Raw genomic sequence first — 18090 nt, 5'->3', positions numbered from 1 at the left:
CGAGAGGAGCGGATGGTCGTGAGGGTCGTCCTGCTGGGCACGGCCGCGGGCGGTGGCTTCCCGCAGTGGAACTGCGCCTGCGCGCTGTGCACGGCCGCCCGGGACGGCAAACTGCCTCCCCGCACCCAGGAATGCCTGGCCCTCACGGGCAACGGGCGCGACTGGTGGCTGCTCAACGCCTCGCCCGACATCGGCACCCAGCTCACCGCCACCCCGGCGCTGTGGCCGGGCCTCGGCCCCCGCGACACCCCACTGCGGGGCGTGCTGCTGACCGATGCGGAGGCCGACCACGTCACCGGTCTGACGGTGCTGCGCGGCGCCGTGGACCTGAAGGTGTACGCGGCCCCGCCGGTGCGTGCCGTGCTCGCCCCGGCCCGCGCGGCACTGGACCGCTATGCCCCCTGGGAATGGGCCGACAGCCTGGCCGACGGCGGATTCGTGCTGGCCGGCGGCCTGGTCGTCACGGCCCACCCGGTGGGGGACAAGATCCCGAAGTATGTACCGGCCCCCGTGCGGGAGCCGGACGACCGCTGGGTGACGGCGTACCGCGTGGAGGACCTGGCCACCGGGGGAGTCCTGGTCTACGCGCCCTGCGTGGCCGCCTGGTCGCCCGTCCTGGACGAGCTGTGCGCGTCGGCGGACTGTGTGCTGTTCGACGGCACGTTCTTCGCCGCCGACGAGATGGGTGCGGCGGTGCGGTCCGGTGCCGGGCAGGGGGCCATGGGGCACCTTTCCGTCACGGGTCCGCACGGCAGCCTCGCCGCCCTGGCCCGCCATCCCCGCCCGCGCCGGATCTACACCCACCTCAACAACACGAACCCGCTGCTCGACCCGGCCTCACGGGCCCGGTCGCGGGTGGCCGAAAAGGGCGTCGAAGTGCTGCCGGACGGGGCCGAGTTCGTGGTCTAGCCGGTGCTCTCCTCGGCGCCCTCCAGAGTGCGGGCCAGCGCGGCACGTTGCAGTGGCAGCACCTTGGTGTGCAGGTCACGGCCCTTGTGGGTGAGCGTGACCCAGACCCCGCGCCGGTCCTCGGCGCAGACCGAACGCTCCACCAGACCGTCCTTCTCCAGGCGGGCTATCAGCCGGGACAGCGCGCTCTGGCTGAGATGGACCCGTCCGACGAGGTTCTGCACCCGGCACTGGTCGCCCTCGCGGGGCGCCTCGGAGGCCAGGATGTCGAGCACCTCGAAGTCGCTCGCGCCCAGGCCGTGCGGGTGCAGGGCCCGGTCGATCTCGCACATCGTGCGCGCGTGCACCGACAGGATGTCCCGCCAACGCTCTTCGAGCCGGGACTCGGCCGTTGTGACTGCCATACCCGCACGGTAACACCGATTCGGCCAATCGTTGAGTGTGCAACTAGTGCGGGTGCAAGCAGCCGTCCGACGCCCGAGCGGCCGTCCGGACTCAGGCGGCCGCGTCCTGCAGGAGCCCCACGAGGTTGCCGTCGGCGTCCTTCACCGAGGCGATCAGCCGGCCGCCACCGACGTCCTGCACGTCCTGCAGCAGCTCGGCGCCCGCCTCCAGCAGGCTCGCGAGCCGCGCCCGGATGTCGGAGACGTGCCAGTACGGCACGGGCCCGGTCATGCCCTTGGCGTGCCCGTTCGGGTCGAGGCCGACGTCCTGCCCGGCATCCTTGAAGCCGACGTAGTACGGCTCGTCCGCATAGGGCTCGACTTCGAGAAGGGCGCTGAACAGGGCCTTGGCCCGGGCGATGTCCTTGACGGGGTAGATGATCGTCTGGAGGCCGGCGGTCATGGTGAACTCACTCCTTCGTGGTGCGGGACCGACGTGATCCGTCGGTGGTCCCACGCTAGAGCCGGGGAGCACGGAGCCGCTTCTCCGATCCTGACCGGTTCCCGCCTTCGCCCCTGACCGGCTGCACGTGGAGGTCCTCAACACCGGCACCAGCGTGCTGACCGGCTCCGCCGCCGTGCGGCCGCGCCGGACGCCACGAGGGCGCGGGGCGCGGCCTGTTGGGCCCACCGGAGTGGGGCGCGGTGTACGGCGGCGACCTGGACGCCCGCCGACGCCTCGACGGCGGCCACCGCGTCCGGGCACACATACTTCTGGACCGCCCATGACAGCCGCCACGTATACGGAAGGCCCGCTCAGGCGGCCGGAGGCCGGGCCCGAGCGGGTGCCGCGTGTGCTGATCGTCGACGACCCGACGCTGATCAGGACCGGTTTCCGGCTGATTCCGACGGCCCGGGTCATTGACGTGGTGGGCGAGGCGGCCGACGGTGCGGAGGCGGTGGCCGCGACGCGCGAGCTGCGGCCGGACGTCGTCCTGATGGACATCCGCTTGCCGGCCATGGACGGCCCGGAGGCGACCCGGCGCATCCTCGAACAGGACCCGGTCCGCCGGGTGCTGATGCCCACGACCTTCGACCCGGACCGCTATGTGTGCACGGCACTGTCGCTCGGGGCGAGCGGCTTCCCGCTGAAGGACGTCACCCCGGAACGTCTGGCGGCGGCCGTACGGCTCGTCGCGACCGGCGACGCCCTGCTGGCCCCGTCGATCACCCGGCGGCTCGTCGAGCGCTGTGCCGCGAAGGACGACCGCGGGCCCACCGTACCCACCGACCTCGCCGCGCTCACCCCGAGAGAACTGGAGGTGCTGACCCTGGTGGGCCCCGCGGACTGTCCAACACGGAGCCGACCGGCGAGCTGACCCTGAGCGAGGCCACGGTGAAGTCCCATGTGGCGCGGATCTTCGCCAAGCCGGCCCTCCGCGACCGCGCCCAGGCCGTCGTCCTCGCCTACGAGACGGGGCTCGTGAGGCCGGGGGAGCGGTGACCCGACCGCCCCGTGCCGTCAGGTCGACTCGCGGCGCACCAGTTGCGTCGGCAGGATCACCGCCGCCGGGTCCTCGCCCCCGATCTGGGCGAGCAGCACCCGGACCATCTCGTTGCTGATCCGGTCCCACGGCTGGCGGATCGTGGTGAGGGCCGGGCTGACCGCGGTGGCCGCCGGGGAGTCGTCGAAACCGCCGACGGCGATGTCGTCCGGCACCCGCCTGCCCGCCCGCTGCAGCACGCTGAGCACGCCCTGCGCCATCAGGTCGGACGCGACGAACACGGCGTCCATGTCCGGTGACCGGTCGAGCAGCCGCTCCGCGCCCGCCTCACCGCTGGCCCGGCTGTAGTCCCCGGAGACGATGAGCCGCTCGTCGGTCTCCATGCCCGCCTCGGTGAGCACCTCCTTGTACCCGGCCAGGCGCTCGACACCACCCGGGGTGTCCAGCGGGCCGGTGACCACGCCGATCCTGCGCCGGCCCAGGGACAGCAGATGGCGCACCATGTCACGGGCGCCGTCCCGGTCGTCGGCGGCCACATAACTCACCTTGGAGCCCAGCCCGATCGGCTTGCCGCAGGCGACCAACGGCACCCCCGCCTCGCGCAGCTCCTCCGCGACCGGGTCGCCGGAGTGGCTGGAGACCAGCAGCACACCGTCGACATGCCCGGCCGTGATGTACCGCGTGATGCGTCGCCGTTCGTCCTTCGTGCCCGCCAGCATCAGCAGCAGCGGGATGTCGTGCGCGGCCAGCGCCTGGGTGCAGCCGCTCAGCAGCACATTGAAGTTGGGGTCCTCGAAGAACCGCTCCTGCGGCTCGGTCAGCAGGAAACCGACCGAGTCCGAGCGTCCGGTGATCAGGGAGCGGGCGTGCCGGTTCACGACGTACCCCGTCCTGCGGATGGCGGCGTTCACCGCCTCCTGCGCGGCGGGGCTGACGTAGTGCCCACCGTTGAGCACACGCGAGACGGTGCCCCGCGAGACGCCCGCCTCGCGCGCCACGTCGTGGATCGTCGGCGGTTTCCGCCGGCCCCCCGGATTGCCCATGGTCATGACTTTACGGCTCCGGACAGCAGATCCAGACTCCAGAACCGCTGAATGACCAGGAAGAGGGCGATCAGCGGGAGGACCGCCAGGAACGCGCCCGTGATCACCAGCGTGTACAGGGCCGGGGTGTTGGAACCCTGCTCCAGGAGCGTGTACAGACCGAGCGTGAGCGGGAACCGCTCGTCGTCGCTGAGCATGATGTACGGCAGCAGGAAGTTGTTCCACACGGCCACGAACTGGAACAGGAACACCGTGACCATGCCGGGGATCATCATCGGCAGCGCGACCCGGGTGAAGATCCGCCACTCGCTCGCTCCGTCCATCCGCCCCGCCTCGACCACATCGGCGGGCACCGCGGCGGCCGTGTAGATCCGCGAGAGGTAGACGCCGTACGGCGAGAGGATCTGCGGCAGCAGTACGGACAGGTAGGAGTCCGTGAGGCCGGCCTTGGCCAGCAGCAGGTACTGCGGAACGGCGAGGATCACCGGCGGCATCAGCACGCCCGCGAGCAGGACGTTGAACATCGTCTCGCCACCCCGGAAGCGGTAGGTCGCGAGCGCGTAGCCGCTGAACGCCGACACGGCGGTGGACAGCAGGGCGCCGAGCCCGGCGTACAGGGCGGAGTTGCCCATCCACTGCCAGTAGATGCCGTCGCGGTAGGCGTCGAGGTCCTTGATGTTGTCGGTGAAACCGGTGCCGGGCAGGAAGGTGAAGGTGGAGAACAGCTCGCGCCCGGACTTGGTGGACGCGATCACCACCCAGGCGACCGGCAGCAGCGTGTAGACGGCGCCGATCAGCAGGGTGACGGTCGGCACCAGTGCGATCCGGCGGCGCAGCGGCGGGCCCTGTGCGGTGCCGGGGGTGGTGCCGGCGGCCGGGGCCGCCTTGCGGACGGCAAGAGAGCTCATCGCGCTGCCTCCTGCTTGTGGCGACGGTTCGCGGCCCGCAGGAACCCGAAGGACAGCACCAGCGTGGCCAGCGCGATCAGGGTCGCCTCGGCCGCGGCGGAGTAGATGTCGCCGCGGTGGAAGGCGTCCTGGTACACCTTCATCAGCGGACTCCAGCTCGTGTTGACGGAGTTGGTGAGCGGCTTGAGGGTGGTCGGCTCGTTGAACACCTGGAGCGTCGCGATGATCGAGAAGAAGAAGGTCAGCACCAGCGAGGGCGCCACCATCGGGATCTTGATCTTCAGCGCGATCTGCAGCGGGGTGGCGCCGTCCAGCTTCGCCGCCTCGTACACCTCGGCCGGGATCGCCTGCAGCGAGGTGTAGATGACGATCATGTTGAAGCCGGTGCCGCCCCAGACCGCGATGTTCGACAGGGCGAGATAGAGCGGACCGCCGTCGAGCAGGTCGGGCTGCGGCAGGCTCAGCTTGTCGAGCACGTAGTAGAACGGGCTGACGTCCGGCAGGTACAGGAAGCCCCACATCAGCGCGGCCACCACGCCGGGGATGGCGTACGGCAGGAAGATCGCGAGCCGGGTGAACGGGGCGAGTCGCACTCTGTCGGAGTCCAGCATCAGCGCGAACAGCAGCGCGAGGCCGAGCATCACCGGGACGACGATGCAGCCGTAGCCGAGCACGCGCAGTGCGCCGTGCAGCAGTTCGCTGTCGTGGAACGCCCCGGTGTAGTTCTCGAAGCCGGCCCAGACCTCGCTTCGGGCATGTGCCCCGAGGCCGAGGCCGGAGACGTGCACCTTGCGGAAGCTGAGCCAGAGCGCGTACCCGATGGGCAGCGCGAAGAACAGCGCGAAGAGGATCGTTGCGGGGAGGAGGAAGGCATACGGGGCCCCCTTGACCCCGTATGCCTTCCGGCTTGCGGCGCGTGTCACTGAGAGACCCCGAAGCCCTGCTTCTTCATGTCGGCGACCGTGGCGTCCTGCATCTTGTCCAGGGCGGCCACGAAGTCCGACTTGTCCTTGGCGGCGACGCCGAACGCGTCGTTGAAGGTCGCGTAGGCGACGTTCACGTTCGGGCCCCATGCGGACGGCGCGGTGGTCTTCGCGATGTCGGCCGCCTTGGCGTAGAAGTCCGCCTGGTTGGAGAAGAACTCCGGCGGGCTGGAGAACGCACCGCTGAGCTGGGCGGAGGTGGAGGCCGGGTAGATGCCGCCCTCCTTGGCCAGGGCGTTGAGCGCCTCGCCGTCCGTGTTCAGCCAGGCGGCGAACTTGGCGGCGGCGGCCCGGTGCTCGGAGTCGGTGGTCACGGCGGTGGAGGAGCCGCCCCAGCTGCCCGTGACGCTCTCGGTCCCGGACCACTGGGGGAGCGGGGCCATGGCCCACTTGCCCTTGGTGTCCGGCGCGGCCGTGGTGAGCGTGCCCGGTGCCCACACGGCGCTGACCCAGGCGATCTCCTTGCCCGTGTTGAGCGCCTTGTTCCAGGCCGGCTGGTACATCGGCTGGTTGTCGATGACACCGTCCTTGACCAGCCCGCCCCAGAACTTGGCGACCTTCTGGGTGGCCGCGTCGTTGATGGCGACCTTCCACTTGTCGCCGGAGGTGGTCCACCACTTGGCGCCGGCCTGCTGGGCGAGCCCCGCGAAGAGTCCGGAGTCGTTGGCGGAGAAGGTGGTCAGCGCCTTGTCCGGGGCCTTCTTCTTCAGCGCGCGGGCCGTCTCGGCGAACTGCTCCCAGGTGGTGGGGACCTTGAGGCCGTACTTCTTGAACAGGTCCTCGCGGTAGTAGAACATCATCGGGCCGATGTCCTGCGGCACCGCGTAGACGGCGTCCGTGCCCAGCGTGGTCTGCTGCCAGACGCCGTCGGCGAACTTGCTCCTCGCGTCGCCGACGTCCTTGGAGATGTCCGCCAGCGCGTCGTTGCTCACCAGGGTCGGCAGCGCCTGGTACTCGGCCTGCACCAGGTCGGGCGCCTTCTTCGCCTTGTGCGCCGTGAGGATCTTGGTGACCAGCGAGTCGCCGGAGGCCTGCTTCTTCACGGTGACCGTGATCCGGTCCTTCTTGCCCGGCCCCTTGTTCCACAGGTCCACGACCTTGTCCATGCCGGGCGTCCAGGTCCAGTACGTCAGCGAGACCGGACCGGACTCGGTCTTGCTGTCGCTGTCGGACGAGCCGCAGGCGGCGAGGGCGGTGGCGCCGAGCGAGACGGCGACGGCGGTTGTCACGAGGCGACGGCGCTTCGTGTGCGGCATGGATCTCTCCCCTGACCTGGGTCCCCGCCCGCTGCGGAGACCTGCCATGCAGATGTGAGCGTTCACATGAGACGGGTCCTCGCCTGCCGCGAGGCCCTGCCCTGCTTCTGTGAGCGTTCACAGTAGAGAAACATCCCAGACACTTGTCAATGGTTGTTGCTGTGCGGTTATGTTGGGCTCGCGCCGCTATCGATGTGTGTGCACGTTCCCAAATGATCGATTAAACGGGAGAGATCCATGCCGGAGACCACCCCCAGGGGCCTCACCAGGCTCGCCTTCGGTGGGGACTACAACCCCGAGCAGTGGCCTCAGAGCGTCTGGCAGGAGGACGTCCGGCTGATGCGGGAGGCCGGCGTCACGATGGTCAGCGTCGGGATCTTCTCCTGGGCGCTGCTGGAGCCCTCACCCGGCGCGTACGACTTCGGCTGGCTGGACCGGATCCTCGGCCTGCTGCACGAGAACGGCATCCGCGTCGACCTCGGCACACCCACCGTGGTGCCCCCGGCGTGGTTCTACCGGGCCCACCCCGAGGCACTGCCGGTGACCGCCGAGGGCGTGCGCTACGAGTTCGGCTCCCGCGGTGCCATCTGCCACAGCAACGCCGACTACCGCGCGGCCGCCGCGAGCATCACCACGAAGCTCGCCGAGCGCTACGGCGACCACCCCGCGCTCGCGCTGTGGCACGTGCACAACGAGTACGGCGTCCCCGTCTCGGCCTGCTACTGCGACTCCTGCGCCGCCCACTTCCGCCGCTGGCTGGCGGACACCTACGGGAGCGTCGAAGGCGTCAACGAGGCCTGGGGCACCGCCTTCTGGGGACAGCACTACACGGACCTGGCGCAGATCAACCCGCCGCGCGCGACCCCGACCGTCGGCAACCCCGCCCAGGCGCTGGACTACCGGCGGTTCGCCGACGCCACCGTCCGCGAGAACTTCCGCCGGGAGCGGGACATCCTGCACCGCCTCTCGCGCGGCATCCCGGTCACCACCAACTTCATGACCGCGCTCAGCCAGTGCGACTCCATGGACTACTGGGCCTGGGGCCGCGAGGTCGACCTCGTCACCAACGACCACTACCTGATCACCGACGGCCGTCGCACCCACGTCAACCTGGCGATGGCCGCCGACCTCACTCGCTCCGTCGCCGGCGGCGCCCCCTGGCTGCTGCTCGAACACTCCACCTCGGGCGTCAACTGGCAGCCCCGCAACCCCGCCAAGGCCCCCGGCCAGATGGCCCGCAACTCCCTCGCCCATGTGGCGCGCGGCTCCGACGGCGCCATGTTCTTCCAGTGGCGGCAGTCGCGGCGCGGCGCCGAGAAGTTCCACTCCGCGATGCTGCCGCACGGCGGCACCGAGACGCGGGTGTGGCGCGAAGTGGTCGAACTCGGCGCCGCCCTGGACTCATTGGCGCCGGTCCGCGGCACCCGCACGCGGGCCGACGTCGCCGTCCTGTGGGACTGGCAGTCCTGGTGGGCGCAGAACCTCCAGTGGCGCCCCAGCGAGGACCACGACCCGCGCGAGCGCGCCGACGCCTTCTACGAGGCCCTCTACGACCGCCACCTCACGGTCGACTTCGCCCACCCGGAAGCCGACTTGTCGGCCTATCCCCTTGTCGTCGTTCCCGCGCTGTACCTGATGACGGAGGCAGCCGGGAACAGCCTCCGGGAGTACGTCGAGAACGGCGGCACGCTCGTCGTCTCCTACTTCTCCGGCATCGTCGACGAGCACGACGCCGTGCACGCGGGCGCCTACCCGGGCGCGCTGCGCGAGGTCCTGGGCCTGACCGTGGAGGAGTTCTCGCCGCTGCTCCAGGACGAGCGGGTGCGGGTCACCGGACCCGACGGCTCCGAGCTCACGGGGGACGTGTGGACGGAGTTCGTGGTGCCGCGCGGCGCCGAGACGGTGTGGACGTACGCCGACGGGCACGCCGCCGGTCACCCGGCCGTCACCCGGCACCGGCTCGGCGAGGGCACCGCCTGGTACGTGTCGACCCGCCTCGACGCGCACGGCCTGGACGCCCTGATCGGCTGGGCCGCCGAGGACGCGCGCATCGCCCCGTGCGCCGATCTGCCCCGCGACGTCGAAGTGGTGGGCCGCACCGGCGAGTCCGGCAGCTTCCTGTTCGCGATCAACCACACCGCCACCGACGCCAAGGTGCCGCTGGACGCGCACGGCACCGAACTGCTGACGGGTGAACGCGCCGCGGGCCGCCTCGCCGTTCCCGCGGGAGCCGTCCGGGTCGTACGCCTCGACGGCTGAGCCGGCTTCCCTCCGCCCGCGCGAGTCGGTCGAGCCGCGGGCGGAGGGGCTTGTCCTGCGGCCCCCATCGCAGAACACCCCCACCCCAGTTACGTCGAAGGGACGACGGACGATGAAGTTCCATCCCAGACGCACCATCAGAGCCCTGCTGCTGCCGCTCGCGGCCGGGCTCGCCCTCACCGCCCTGCCCGCCCAGACCGCCCAGGCGGCCAGCACCCTCGCCAACGGCGGTTTCGAGTCCGACGGCACCGGCGCGGCCGTGCCCAGCGGCTGGTCGGAGTACGGCGACACCGCAGCCTCGTACACCGAGTCCGGTGGCCACGGCGGGAGTTACCGGCTGACCCACTACGCGTCCTCCGCCTACAAGGTGGAGACCTACCAGTACCTGTCGGGTCTGACCAACGGCACCTACACCCTCACCGCCTGGGTCCGCTCCGGCGGCGGGCAGAACTCGGCCTACATAGCCCTCAAGAATTGCGGCAGTTCGGAACAGCGCACCGATCTGCCGATCTCGTCCAGTGGTTGGATCCGTATCGTCACGCCGATCAAGGTGACCAACAACCAGTGCACCATCAGCGTCAACAGTGACGCGAACGCGGGCAACTGGATCAATGTTGACGATCTGACCTTCACGTCCGGTACGACGAGTACGTCGATCCACGGTGCCGACATCTCCTCCCTCGCCAAGAGCGAGGCCAAGGGCGGCGTCTACCGGACCGGTTCCGGCAGCACCGGGGACGCCCTCGCCATCCTGAAGTCGTACGGCATGAACTACGCCCGGCTGAAGGTCTGGGTGAACCCGGCCGACGGTTACAACAACAAGACGCGCGTGCTGGCCATGGCCAAGCGCATCAAGGCCCAGGGCATGAAGCTCCTGGTCGACTTCCACTACTCCGACACCTGGGCCGACCCGGGCGCACAGACCAAGCCGGCCGCCTGGGCGAGCCACTCGTACAGTCAACTCAAGACAGACGTGTACAACCACACGTACGACGTGTTGAACGCCTTGAAGGCTCAAGGCACCACTGCCGACATGGTCCAGGTGGGCAATGAGATCAATGGCGGCATGCTGTGGTCCGAGGGGTCGACCGGCAACTGGACGCAGCTCGCCGGTCTGCTCGACTCCGGCTACGACGCCGTCAAGGCCGTCAACTCGTCCACGGTCGTCGCGCTGCACCTGGCCAAGGGCGGTGACAAGGCCGGCACCGAGTGGTGGTTCGACAACGCGGTCGCCGAGGGTGTGAAGTTCGACGCGATCGGCCTGTCCTACTACGGCTACTGGCACGGCCCGCTCTCCGACTTCCAGACCACCCTGGACGACGCCGCCGCCCGCTACGGCAAGCCGGTCTTCGTCGCCGAGACGGCCTACCCCTTCCGCCTCGACAGCGACGACTCGCTCACCAACCAGATCGACACCACCGGTGAGCTGGTCTCCGGCTACCCGGCGACCGTGGCCGGCCAGACCAAGTGGATGAACGACGTGGCGAGCATCGTGGAAGCCGTCCCGAACGGCCGCGGCCTCGGCGTCTTCTACTGGGAGGCCACCTGGACCGCCGTCACCGGCAACGGCTGGGACCCGACCGACGCCACCTCCGGCAACGGCTGGGAGAACCAGGCGCTGTTCGGCTACGACGACAAGGCGCTCTCCTCCATGACGTGGTTCGGCCACCGCTGAGCCATCGCCGACCGGGCCCGGCCGTAATAGGGGACGGCCGGGCCCTTCGGTGCCCTCCCGGGTACCGGCGCCTGTCCTGGGTACCAGGACAGAACAGCTTTCTGTCGTACGACGGTTCGGTACCGGACAAGGGTCGCGCAGTCCCGGACGCGGCGGACCGTACTGCGGGACAGTGGGACGGGCGCGTACGAGGCCAGGACGGAGGCGACGAGTTGCTGAGGAATCCCGTCGGCGCAAGGCGCCTGGACATCCTTGAGTGGCTGAAGGACCCGGCCGCCCACTTCCCGCCGCAGCGCCACGGTGACCCGGTCGAGGACGGAGTCACCGCACGGGCCGTCGCCGTCAAGCTCGGCGTGCCCCGCCGCGTCGCCGTCACGCACCTCGGGCTCCTCACCCGCCTGGGCCTTCTGCGTACCAAGAGGGTGCGGTACCGCACGTACTACCGCCGCGACGACGTCCGCGTCGCCGAGGTGGCCCGCATCTTTGAGAAGGGCTGGTAGCCCGTCGGCCGCACGGGCGGGCTGCCAGGATGGGCGGACTTCCTACTGTGAAGGGCAGGCGCACATGGGCCAGGACCGTCCCACCGCACTCGTCCCCCGCCACTATGTCGCGATCGGCGGCCACGGCCCCGAGGACGTGGTGGCCGATGCCCGCGGCCGTGTCCTCACCGGTGTCGAGGACGGCCGCATCCTGCGCCTCGACGGACTCACCGACCCGGCCACGGCCCGCGTCGAGGTGCTCGCCGAGACCGGTGGCCGTCCGCTCGGCCTCGAACTCCTCCCGGACGGAGACCTGTTGGTCTGCGACGCGAAACGCGGCCTGCTCCGCGTCGGCCTCGGCGACGGCGTCGTCCGCGTCCTCGCCGACTCGGTCGCGGGGGAGCGGCTGCGGTTCTGCAGCAACGCCGTCGCCCTCTCCGACGGCAGCGTGTACTTCACCGTCTCCAGCCGCCGCCACCCCCTGGAGCACTGGATCGGCGACGTCGTCGAGCACAGCGGCACCGGACGCCTGCTGCGGCTCCCGCCCGGTGGCGAGAGCCCCGAAGTGGTGTTGGAGGGGCTTCAGTTCGCCAACGGCCTCGCGCCCGCCGCCGACGAGTCCTTCCTGGTCGTCGCCGAGACCAGCGCGTACCGTCTGACCCGCTACTGGCTCACCGGACCCCACGCCGGACGCGGCGAACCCTTCGCCGACGCTCTGCCGGGCATGCCCGACAACCTCTGGCGCGACCGGCGGGGCGGCCCGATCTGGGTGGCCCTCGCCGGACCGCGGGTACCCCCGCTGGACCTGCTGCACCGGACCCCGCCCGCCGTGCGCCGAGCCGCGGCCCGGGTCGCCGTACGCGCCCCGTACCGCCCGACCGGCACGATCGGCGTCCTGGCGCTCGACGACGAGGGCCGGGTCGTCCACCACCTCGCCCGCCGCCACTCCGGCTACCGCATGGTCACCAGCGTCTGCGAGACCGACGGACAGCTGATCCTGGGGAGCATCTGGGAACGCGGTGTGGCGGTGTGCGAGGGTCCCATCGCGAAGTGACCCGGCGCGGGCCGGGCGGTACCCTGTTCACCCACCGTGATCACCCGGCAGTGGGGCCGAACAGGAGACGAACGACCATGACCGCCCCGGAAGCCGAGAGCCTCCGTGTCCGGCCGAGCCCCGCGAGGCGCTCGGCCCGGCGCGCCCAGGTCCCCGTCGTCGCGGTGGTCGCGCTCGGCGGCGCGCTCGGCGCGACGGCCCGTTACGCCCTGACTCTGTGGTGGCCCACGCAGCCCGGGGGCTTCCCCTGGGCGACGTTCGTGACCAATGTCGTGGGATGCGCCGTGATAGGCGTGTTCATGGTGATCATCACGGACGTCTGGGCCGCCCATCGACTGGTGCGGCCCTTCTTCGGCACCGGAGTGCTCGGCGGCTTCACCACCTTCTCGACGTACGCCGTCGACGTCCAGAGGCTTGCCGACAGCGGCCACCCCGCCACGGGGCTGGCCTATCTCGCCGCGACCCTGGTCGCGGCCCTCGCGGCGGTGTGGCTCGCGTCCGCCGCGGCCCGCCGTGTCCTGACCGGGAGGCAGCGATGACCAGGCTCACGGGCCGCGCCCTGCGCGTGACCGTCTACATCGGCGAGAACGACACCTGGCACCACCGGCCGCTCTACGCCGAGATCGTGCACCGCGCCCGCGCGGCCGGTCTTGCGGGCGCCAGCGTCTTCCGCGGCGTCGAGGGCTTCGGCGCCTCGTCCATGATCCACACGTCGCGGCTGCTGTCGCTGAGCGAGGACCTGCCGGTCGCGGTCGTGATCGTGGACACCGAGGAGCGGGTGCGGGCGTTTCTGCCGCAGCTCGACGAACTCGTCGGCGAGGGGCTGGTCACCCTCGATGACTGCGAGGTCATCCGGTACGTCGGCCGTGCGGACAGTCCGGGCAAAACGGACTCGAAGGGTAAGAAGCAGTTGTGAACTGGCTGCTGGTCGTCCTCGGGGCCGTGGTCGGCGCTCCGCTCCGCTATCTCACCGACCGGGCCGTGCAGTCCCGGCACGACTCGGTCTTCCCCTGGGGCACCTTCGTGGTGAATGTCACGGGCTGTCTGATTCTGGGTCTGCTGACCGGCGCGGTCTCGGCGGGCGCCGCGGGTCCGCACCTGCAGCTGCTGCTGGGGACGGGGCTGTGCGGGGCCCTGACGACCTATTCGACCTTCTCCTACGAGACCCTCAGGCTTTCCGAGGCGGGTGCGGGGCTCTACGCTGCCGCCAACGTCGTCGCGAGCGTGGTGGCGGGTCTCGGAGCGGCCTTCGCCGGAGTGTCGATCGCCGGAGTGCTGTGGGCGTAGGCATTTGTCATTCGCCCGCGCGCAGTGAGACTGTCTACAGCACTGTCGACCAACTCCTCAGAACTGGATCCCATGAGCGCCATCTCTGTCGGTCAGGCCGTCGTCCTCGGAGTCGTCGAGGGGGTGACCGAATTCCTTCCCGTGTCCTCCACCGGTCATCTCAAGATCACCGAGGGGCTCATGAACATCCCCGTCGACGACAAGTCCGTCGTCGGTTTCTCGGCGGTCATCCAGGTCGGCGCCATCGCCGCCGTGCTCGTGTACTTCTTCAAGGACATCGTGCGGATCGTCTCCGCCTGGGGCCGCGGTCTGCGCAATCCTCAGGAGCGCTACCACCACGACTACAAGTTCGCCTGGTGGGTGATCTACGCGACCATTCCGATCGTCCTGGTCGGCCTGGCGGCCAAGCCTCTCATCGAGGGTCCGCTCGCCTCGCTCTGGGTGGTCGCGGGCTCCCTGATCGTCGGCAGTGGTGTGATGTGGGCGGCAGACCAGATGGGCCGCCACAAGCGCGGTGAGGACGACACCTCGTTCAAGGACGCGATGCTGGTCGGCTGCTCGCAGATCCTCGCCCTGCTCTTCCCCGGCTTCTCCCGCTCCGGCGCCACCATGTCCACCGCGCTCATCCTGGACCTGGACCGGGTGGCCGCCACCCGGCTGTCCTTCTTCCTCGGCATCCCGGCCCTGACCGGCGCCGGCATCTACGAGCTGAAGGACGCCCTGGGCGCGGGCGTGGGCGCCGCTCCGCTGGTCGTCGGCACGGTCGTCTCCTTCGTCGTCGCCTACGCCTCCATCGCCTGGCTGCTGAAGTTCGTCGCCAAGCACTCCTTCAACGCCTTCGTGCTCTACCGCATCGTCGTCGGCGTGGCGCTGTTCGGCCTGCTCGCGGGCGGTGTCATCGACAGCTGATCCGCGGCCGCCGGATCCGGTCGGCCCCGCGCCCCGGGCGTGAAGTCTGCTTACAGGCTTCACGCCCGTTGTATTTTTCCTTTCGGCTCCCTTGACATCAGCCGTCGCTCACCCGGAACATCTCTCCCGTGAACCTGTCAGACAGCCAGACAGGTGGAGCGGGACCGCGGCGCGTCAGCGCCATGGAAGCGGTCCTCGCCCACCTCCGCGGTGCCATCGAGCGCGGCGACTACGCCATCGGCGACAAGCTCCCCTCCGAGGCGGAGCTCTGCCGCACCCTCGAGGTCTCCCGCCCCGTGCTCCGCGAGGCCCTGCGGGCCCTGCAGACGATGGGCCTGACGGTCTCCAGGACCGGGAAGGGCACCTTCGTGGTGGCGAGCGCCGTCGAAGACCCCACCTTCGGCGATTACGCGGCCAGCGACCTGCTGGAGGTGCGCCGCCACATCGAGGTCCCGGTCGCCGGGTACGCGGCCCTGCGCCGCACCCCCGAGAACCTGGACCACCTGGCCCACCTGCTGGACCGCATGGAGCGGGAGACGGACACCACCGCGTGGGTCGCGATGGACACCCTCTTCCACCTGGCCGTGGCCGAGGCCGCCCAGAACCCGGTGTTCCGCCGGGTCATCGAGGAGATCCGGGACGCACTGGCGCGTCAGTCCACCTTCCTCAACCAGCTGGGCGGCCGCCGCGAGCAGTCCAACCGGGAGCACCGGGCCATCGTCGAGGCGCTGACCGACGGTTCGGAGCTCGACGCGGTGGAGGCCATGTCCCACCACCTCGACCGCGTCGAGACCACCCTGACCGACATCGTGCGCTCCGGGCGCACGGACACCCCCACGAAAGGCGGAGCCGAGGCGTGAGCGAGCAGCACCTCAAAGACGAGACGCGCCCGTCGTCCGGTCATGTCGACGCCGGAGACACCGGCTACAGCAAGTCCCTGAAGTCCCGTCACGTCAACATGATCGCCATCGGCGGGGCCATCGGCACCGGCCTCTTCCTCGGCGCGGGCGGCCGGCTCGCCGACGCGGGACCCTCCCTCTTCATCGCGTACGCGGTCTGCGGCATCTTCGCCTTCCTGGTCGTGCGGGCCCTCGGCGAACTCGTCCTGTACCGGCCCTCCTCCGGCGCCTTCGTGTCGTACGCCCGGGAGTTCCTGGGGGAGAAGGGCGCGTACACGGCGGGCTGGATGTACTTCCTCAACTGGGCCACCACCGGCATCGCCGACATCACCGCGGTGGCCACCTACACCCACTACTGGGGCATGTTCTCCGACATCCCGCAGTGGGTGATCGCGCTGATGGCCCTGGCCGTGGTGCTCACCGTGAATCTGATCTCGGTGAAGATCTTCGGCGAACTGGAGTTCTGGTTCGCCATCGTCAAGGTCGGCGCGCTCGTCGTCTTCATGGCCATCGGCATCTTCCTGCTGGTCACCCGGCACCCCGTCGACGGCGCCACCCCCGGCCCGTCCCTGATCAGCGACAACGGCGGCGTCTTCCCGGGCGGCCTGCTGCCCATGCTGCTGATCATCCAGGGCGTCGTCTTCGCCTACGCCTCCGTCGAGCTGGTCGGCGTCGCGGCCGGTGAGACCGAGAACCCCGAGAAGATCATGCCGAAGGCGATCAACTCGATCATGTGGCGAGTCGGCCTCTTCTACGTCGGCTCGGTCGTCCTCCTCTCGATGCTGCTGCCCTGGAACAAGTACACGGCCGGCGAGAGCCCCTTCGTGACGGTCCTCTCCCACATCGGTGTCCCGGCGGCCGGCGGAGTGATGAACCTGGTCGTCCTGACCGCGGCGATGTCGTCCCTCAACTCCGGCCTCTACTCAACCGGTCGCATCCTGCGGTCGATGGCCGTCAACGGCTCCGCCCCGCGGTTCACGGCGAGGATGAGCCGCAGCCAGGTCCCGTACGGCGGCATCCTGCTCACCAGCGGCATCTGTGTCCTCGGTGTCGGCCTCAACTTCGTGGTCCCCGCCGACGCGTTCGAGATCGTGCTGAACTTCGCGGCGATCGGCATCCTCTCCACCTGGGGCATGATCATGCTCTGTCACCTGCTGTTCTGGCGGAAGACCCAGAACGGCGAGCTGACCCGGCCCGGCTACCGACTGCCGGGTTCCCCCTGGACCGAACTCGTGACGCTGGCCTTCCTCGCCTCCGTCCTGGTCCTCATGTACGCCGACGGCGGCGCCGGACGCACCACCGTGCTGTGCCTGCCGCTGATCGTCGGGGCGCTGGTCGCGGGCTGGTACGCCATCCGCGGCCGCACAGCGCGCAAGTCCGCCGGAACCGGCGCGTGAACCCCGCGCCGGTCCACTCCAACCCACCAGTGATCCGGGCAGTCATGTACAGCAGTTCACCCGCGGACGCACCCCTCGTCCGTGAGCCCCTCCACGCTCCCGTCGCCCACCTGATACGCGGCGGGGTCGTGGAGGGCATCCACTACGGTTCCGTCGTCGTCCTCGGCGCCGACGGCGAGGTGCAGTTCCAGCTCGGCGACATCGAGGCCGCCTTCTACCCGCGCTCGGCCCTCAAGCCCGTCCAGGCCGTGGCCATGCTGCGGGCGGGGCTGCCGCTCGACGGCGACCTGCTCTCGCTGGCGGCCGCGAGCCACTCCGGCGAGGAGTTCCACCTCGCCGGTACCCGGCGGATGCTCGAACTGGCCGGCCTCGCCGAGGACGACCTGCGCAACGTGCCCGACATGCCGTACGACCCCGTCGTCCGGGACGCCTGGGTGCGCGAGTGCCGGCTGCCCTCCCGGCTCGCCCAGAACTGCTCCGGCAAGCACGCGGCGATGCTCTGGACCGCCAAGCTCAACGGCTGGTCCCTGGACGACTACCTCGACCCGGCCCACCCCCTCCAGCAGGCCATCGCCGAGATCGTCGAGGACCTCACCGGCCAGCGCATCGCCCGCGTGACCGTCGACGGCTGCGGCGCCCCGCTGTTCTCCGTCTCCCTGCACGGCCTGGCTCGCGCGCTCGCCCGTATCACCACCGCGCCGCCCGGCACCCCCGAGGCTCGGGTGGCCGACGCGATGCGCGAGCACGCCGAGATGGCCTCCGGTTCCGGCCGGGACGTGGCCGCGCTGATGCGAGCCGTGCCCGGGCTGCTCGCCAAGGACGGCTTCGAGGGCGTCCAGGTCGCGGCACTGCCGGACGGCCGGGCCGTCGCCGTCAAGATCGCCGACGGTGCCAATCGCGCCCGCGTCCCCGTCGCCGCGGCCGCCCTCGCCCGCGCCGGGGTCGACCCCGCGCTCCTCACCGAGTTCGCGGGCGAACCGCTGCTCGGCGGAGGCGATCCGGTCGGCTGCGTACGACCGGTCCGAGCGCTGGATCCGGTCCGGCTGCCGGCCTGCGCGTAGCGCTCCGCCGGAAACGGCAGCCACCTTCTCGACTGCGGGCCGTCCAGGGCCGGTGTCCATGGCCGGTCGTGCAGTACGCCGCG

General features: G+C 70.3%; 18 protein-coding genes and 1 pseudogene. 13 read left to right on the top strand and 6 right to left on the bottom strand.

The features are described 5' to 3' along the window. Window positions 1-18: 18 nt before the first annotated feature. Window positions 19-909, top strand: a complete 891-nt coding sequence (gene pqqB / locus ACFY1J_RS23165) for a pyrroloquinoline quinone biosynthesis protein PqqB (protein WP_390731792.1) — start codon at window positions 19-21, stop codon at window positions 907-909. Here pqqB and ACFY1J_RS23160 read toward each other — a convergent pair. Next, window positions 906-1313: a MarR family winged helix-turn-helix transcriptional regulator gene (locus ACFY1J_RS23160; protein ID WP_390710635.1), complete on the bottom strand. Its 408-nt coding sequence runs from the start codon at window positions 1311-1313 to the stop codon at window positions 906-908. The two genes, pqqB and ACFY1J_RS23160, sit on opposite strands and share 4 nt — an antisense overlap. Before the next feature lie 91 nt (window positions 1314-1404). After that, entirely contained in the window at window positions 1405-1755 is a 351-nt protein-coding gene (locus tag ACFY1J_RS23155; RefSeq protein WP_316751470.1) for a VOC family protein, read from the bottom strand. A 322-nt stretch (window positions 1756-2077) separates the two neighbouring features. Between ACFY1J_RS23155 and ACFY1J_RS23150 the strand changes: the two are divergent. Continuing rightward, window positions 2078-2796, top strand: a pseudogene (locus ACFY1J_RS23150) (response regulator). Between the two features lie 18 nt (window positions 2797-2814). Here the strand turns inward: ACFY1J_RS23150 and ACFY1J_RS23145 are convergent. Genes ACFY1J_RS23145 through ACFY1J_RS23130 form a run of 4 tightly spaced genes read right to left on the bottom strand, consistent with a single transcriptional unit; the run spans window position 2815 to window position 6987 of the window. Continuing rightward, entirely contained in the window at window positions 2815-3846 is a 1032-nt protein-coding gene (locus tag ACFY1J_RS23145) for a LacI family DNA-binding transcriptional regulator (protein ID WP_390710636.1), read from the bottom strand. Then, window positions 3843-4748 (bottom strand): carbohydrate ABC transporter permease, encoded by a 906-nt coding sequence (locus ACFY1J_RS23140; protein ID WP_390710637.1) that lies wholly within the window; start codon window positions 4746-4748, stop codon window positions 3843-3845. Before ACFY1J_RS23140 ends, ACFY1J_RS23145 begins: the two co-directional genes overlap by 4 nt. Continuing rightward, window positions 4745-5671, bottom strand: coding sequence for a carbohydrate ABC transporter permease (locus ACFY1J_RS23135; RefSeq protein ID WP_390731791.1), 927 nt, complete (start codon window positions 5669-5671; stop codon window positions 4745-4747). The genes ACFY1J_RS23140 and ACFY1J_RS23135 overlap by 4 nt, the downstream gene beginning before the upstream one ends. Continuing rightward, on the bottom strand, window positions 5668-6987 hold the full coding sequence (locus tag ACFY1J_RS23130) for an ABC transporter substrate-binding protein (RefSeq protein WP_390710639.1): 1320 nt from the start codon (window positions 6985-6987) through the stop codon (window positions 5668-5670). The genes ACFY1J_RS23135 and ACFY1J_RS23130 overlap by 4 nt, the downstream gene beginning before the upstream one ends. 237 nt (window positions 6988-7224) lie before the next feature. Here ACFY1J_RS23130 and ACFY1J_RS23125 point away from each other — a divergent pair, with 237 nt between their 5' ends. The 11 genes from ACFY1J_RS23125 to ACFY1J_RS23075 all read left to right on the top strand — a co-directional run bounded on the left by ACFY1J_RS23125 (window position 7225) and on the right by ACFY1J_RS23075 (window position 18007). Beyond that, the gene (locus ACFY1J_RS23125; protein WP_390710640.1) at window positions 7225-9246 is read left to right on the top strand and encodes a beta-galactosidase; all 2022 of its coding nucleotides are present in this window, start codon (window positions 7225-7227) and stop codon (window positions 9244-9246) included. Window positions 9247-9358: 112 nt separating this feature from the next. After that, window positions 9359-10921: a glycosyl hydrolase 53 family protein gene (locus ACFY1J_RS23120; RefSeq protein ID WP_390731790.1), complete on the top strand. Its 1563-nt coding sequence runs from the start codon at window positions 9359-9361 to the stop codon at window positions 10919-10921. Between the two features lie 212 nt (window positions 10922-11133). Beyond that, window positions 11134-11421: an ArsR family transcriptional regulator gene (locus tag ACFY1J_RS23115; protein ID WP_390710642.1), complete on the top strand. Its 288-nt coding sequence runs from the start codon at window positions 11134-11136 to the stop codon at window positions 11419-11421. Window positions 11422-11485: 64 nt separating this feature from the next. Next, window positions 11486-12454: an SMP-30/gluconolactonase/LRE family protein gene (locus ACFY1J_RS23110; protein ID WP_390731789.1), complete on the top strand. Its 969-nt coding sequence runs from the start codon at window positions 11486-11488 to the stop codon at window positions 12452-12454. Window positions 12455-12531: 77 nt separating this feature from the next. Further along, window positions 12532-12993: a fluoride efflux transporter CrcB gene (gene crcB / locus ACFY1J_RS23105; protein ID WP_390710644.1), complete on the top strand. Its 462-nt coding sequence runs from the start codon at window positions 12532-12534 to the stop codon at window positions 12991-12993. Beyond that, window positions 12990-13370 carry a DUF190 domain-containing protein gene (locus ACFY1J_RS23100; protein WP_390710645.1) on the top strand — a complete coding sequence of 127 codons (381 nt, stop codon included), beginning with the start codon at window positions 12990-12992 and terminating at the stop codon, window positions 13368-13370. The genes crcB (ACFY1J_RS23105) and ACFY1J_RS23100 overlap by 4 nt, the downstream gene beginning before the upstream one ends. After that, a complete protein-coding gene (gene crcB, locus ACFY1J_RS23095; RefSeq protein ID WP_390710646.1) occupies window positions 13367-13741 on the top strand; it encodes a fluoride efflux transporter CrcB in 375 nt (124 codons plus the stop codon). The genes ACFY1J_RS23100 and crcB (ACFY1J_RS23095) overlap by 4 nt, the downstream gene beginning before the upstream one ends. Before the next feature lie 72 nt (window positions 13742-13813). After that, entirely contained in the window at window positions 13814-14650 is an 837-nt protein-coding gene (locus tag ACFY1J_RS23090) for an undecaprenyl-diphosphate phosphatase (RefSeq protein ID WP_390710647.1), read from the top strand. 182 nt (window positions 14651-14832) lie between these two features. Then, on the top strand, window positions 14833-15510 hold the full coding sequence (locus ACFY1J_RS23085) for a FadR/GntR family transcriptional regulator (RefSeq protein WP_390710822.1): 678 nt from the start codon (window positions 14833-14835) through the stop codon (window positions 15508-15510). Beyond that, window positions 15507-16946, top strand: a complete 1440-nt coding sequence (locus ACFY1J_RS23080; RefSeq protein ID WP_390710648.1) for an amino acid permease — start codon at window positions 15507-15509, stop codon at window positions 16944-16946. Before ACFY1J_RS23085 ends, ACFY1J_RS23080 begins: the two co-directional genes overlap by 4 nt. Window positions 16947-16990: 44 nt before the next feature. Further along, a complete protein-coding gene (locus ACFY1J_RS23075) occupies window positions 16991-18007 on the top strand; it encodes an asparaginase (protein ID WP_390710649.1) in 1017 nt (338 codons plus the stop codon). The last annotated feature ends 83 nt before the right edge of the window (window positions 18008-18090 follow it).

The sequence above is a fragment of the Streptomyces sp. NPDC001406 genome (assembly GCF_042895285.1).
In the GTDB taxonomy this organism is placed as follows: domain Bacteria; phylum Actinomycetota; class Actinomycetes; order Streptomycetales; family Streptomycetaceae; genus Streptomyces.
The sequence above is the reverse complement of the archived record's forward strand: the minus strand, read 5'-3'. Positions and strand labels throughout refer to the sequence as shown.

Excerpts from the sequence above, each read along its gene's own strand:
- ACFY1J_RS23125 (WP_390710640.1), top strand. The coding sequence starts at position 7,225 with ATGCCGGAGACCACCCCCAGGGGCCTCACCAGGCTCGCCTTCGGTGGG.
- ACFY1J_RS23120 (WP_390731790.1), top strand. The coding sequence starts at position 9,359 with ATGAAGTTCCATCCCAGACGCACCATCAGAGCCCTGCTGCTGCCGCTC.
- ACFY1J_RS23090 (WP_390710647.1), top strand. The coding sequence starts at position 13,814 with ATGAGCGCCATCTCTGTCGGTCAGGCCGTCGTCCTCGGAGTCGTCGAG.
- ACFY1J_RS23075 (WP_390710649.1), top strand. The coding sequence starts at position 16,991 with ATGTACAGCAGTTCACCCGCGGACGCACCCCTCGTCCGTGAGCCCCTC.
- ACFY1J_RS23110 (WP_390731789.1), top strand. The coding sequence starts at position 11,486 with ATGGGCCAGGACCGTCCCACCGCACTCGTCCCCCGCCACTATGTCGCG.
- ACFY1J_RS23085 (WP_390710822.1), top strand. The coding sequence starts at position 14,833 with ATGGAAGCGGTCCTCGCCCACCTCCGCGGTGCCATCGAGCGCGGCGAC.
- ACFY1J_RS23100 (WP_390710645.1), top strand. The coding sequence starts at position 12,990 with ATGACCAGGCTCACGGGCCGCGCCCTGCGCGTGACCGTCTACATCGGC.
- ACFY1J_RS23130 (WP_390710639.1), bottom strand. The coding sequence starts at position 6,987 with ATGCCGCACACGAAGCGCCGTCGCCTCGTGACAACCGCCGTCGCCGTC.
- crcB (WP_390710644.1), top strand. The coding sequence starts at position 12,532 with ATGACCGCCCCGGAAGCCGAGAGCCTCCGTGTCCGGCCGAGCCCCGCG.
- ACFY1J_RS23155 (WP_316751470.1), bottom strand. The coding sequence starts at position 1,755 with ATGACCGCCGGCCTCCAGACGATCATCTACCCCGTCAAGGACATCGCC.
- ACFY1J_RS23160 (WP_390710635.1), bottom strand. The coding sequence starts at position 1,313 with ATGGCAGTCACAACGGCCGAGTCCCGGCTCGAAGAGCGTTGGCGGGAC.
- ACFY1J_RS23145 (WP_390710636.1), bottom strand. The coding sequence starts at position 3,846 with ATGACCATGGGCAATCCGGGGGGCCGGCGGAAACCGCCGACGATCCAC.
- ACFY1J_RS23140 (WP_390710637.1), bottom strand. The coding sequence starts at position 4,748 with ATGAGCTCTCTTGCCGTCCGCAAGGCGGCCCCGGCCGCCGGCACCACC.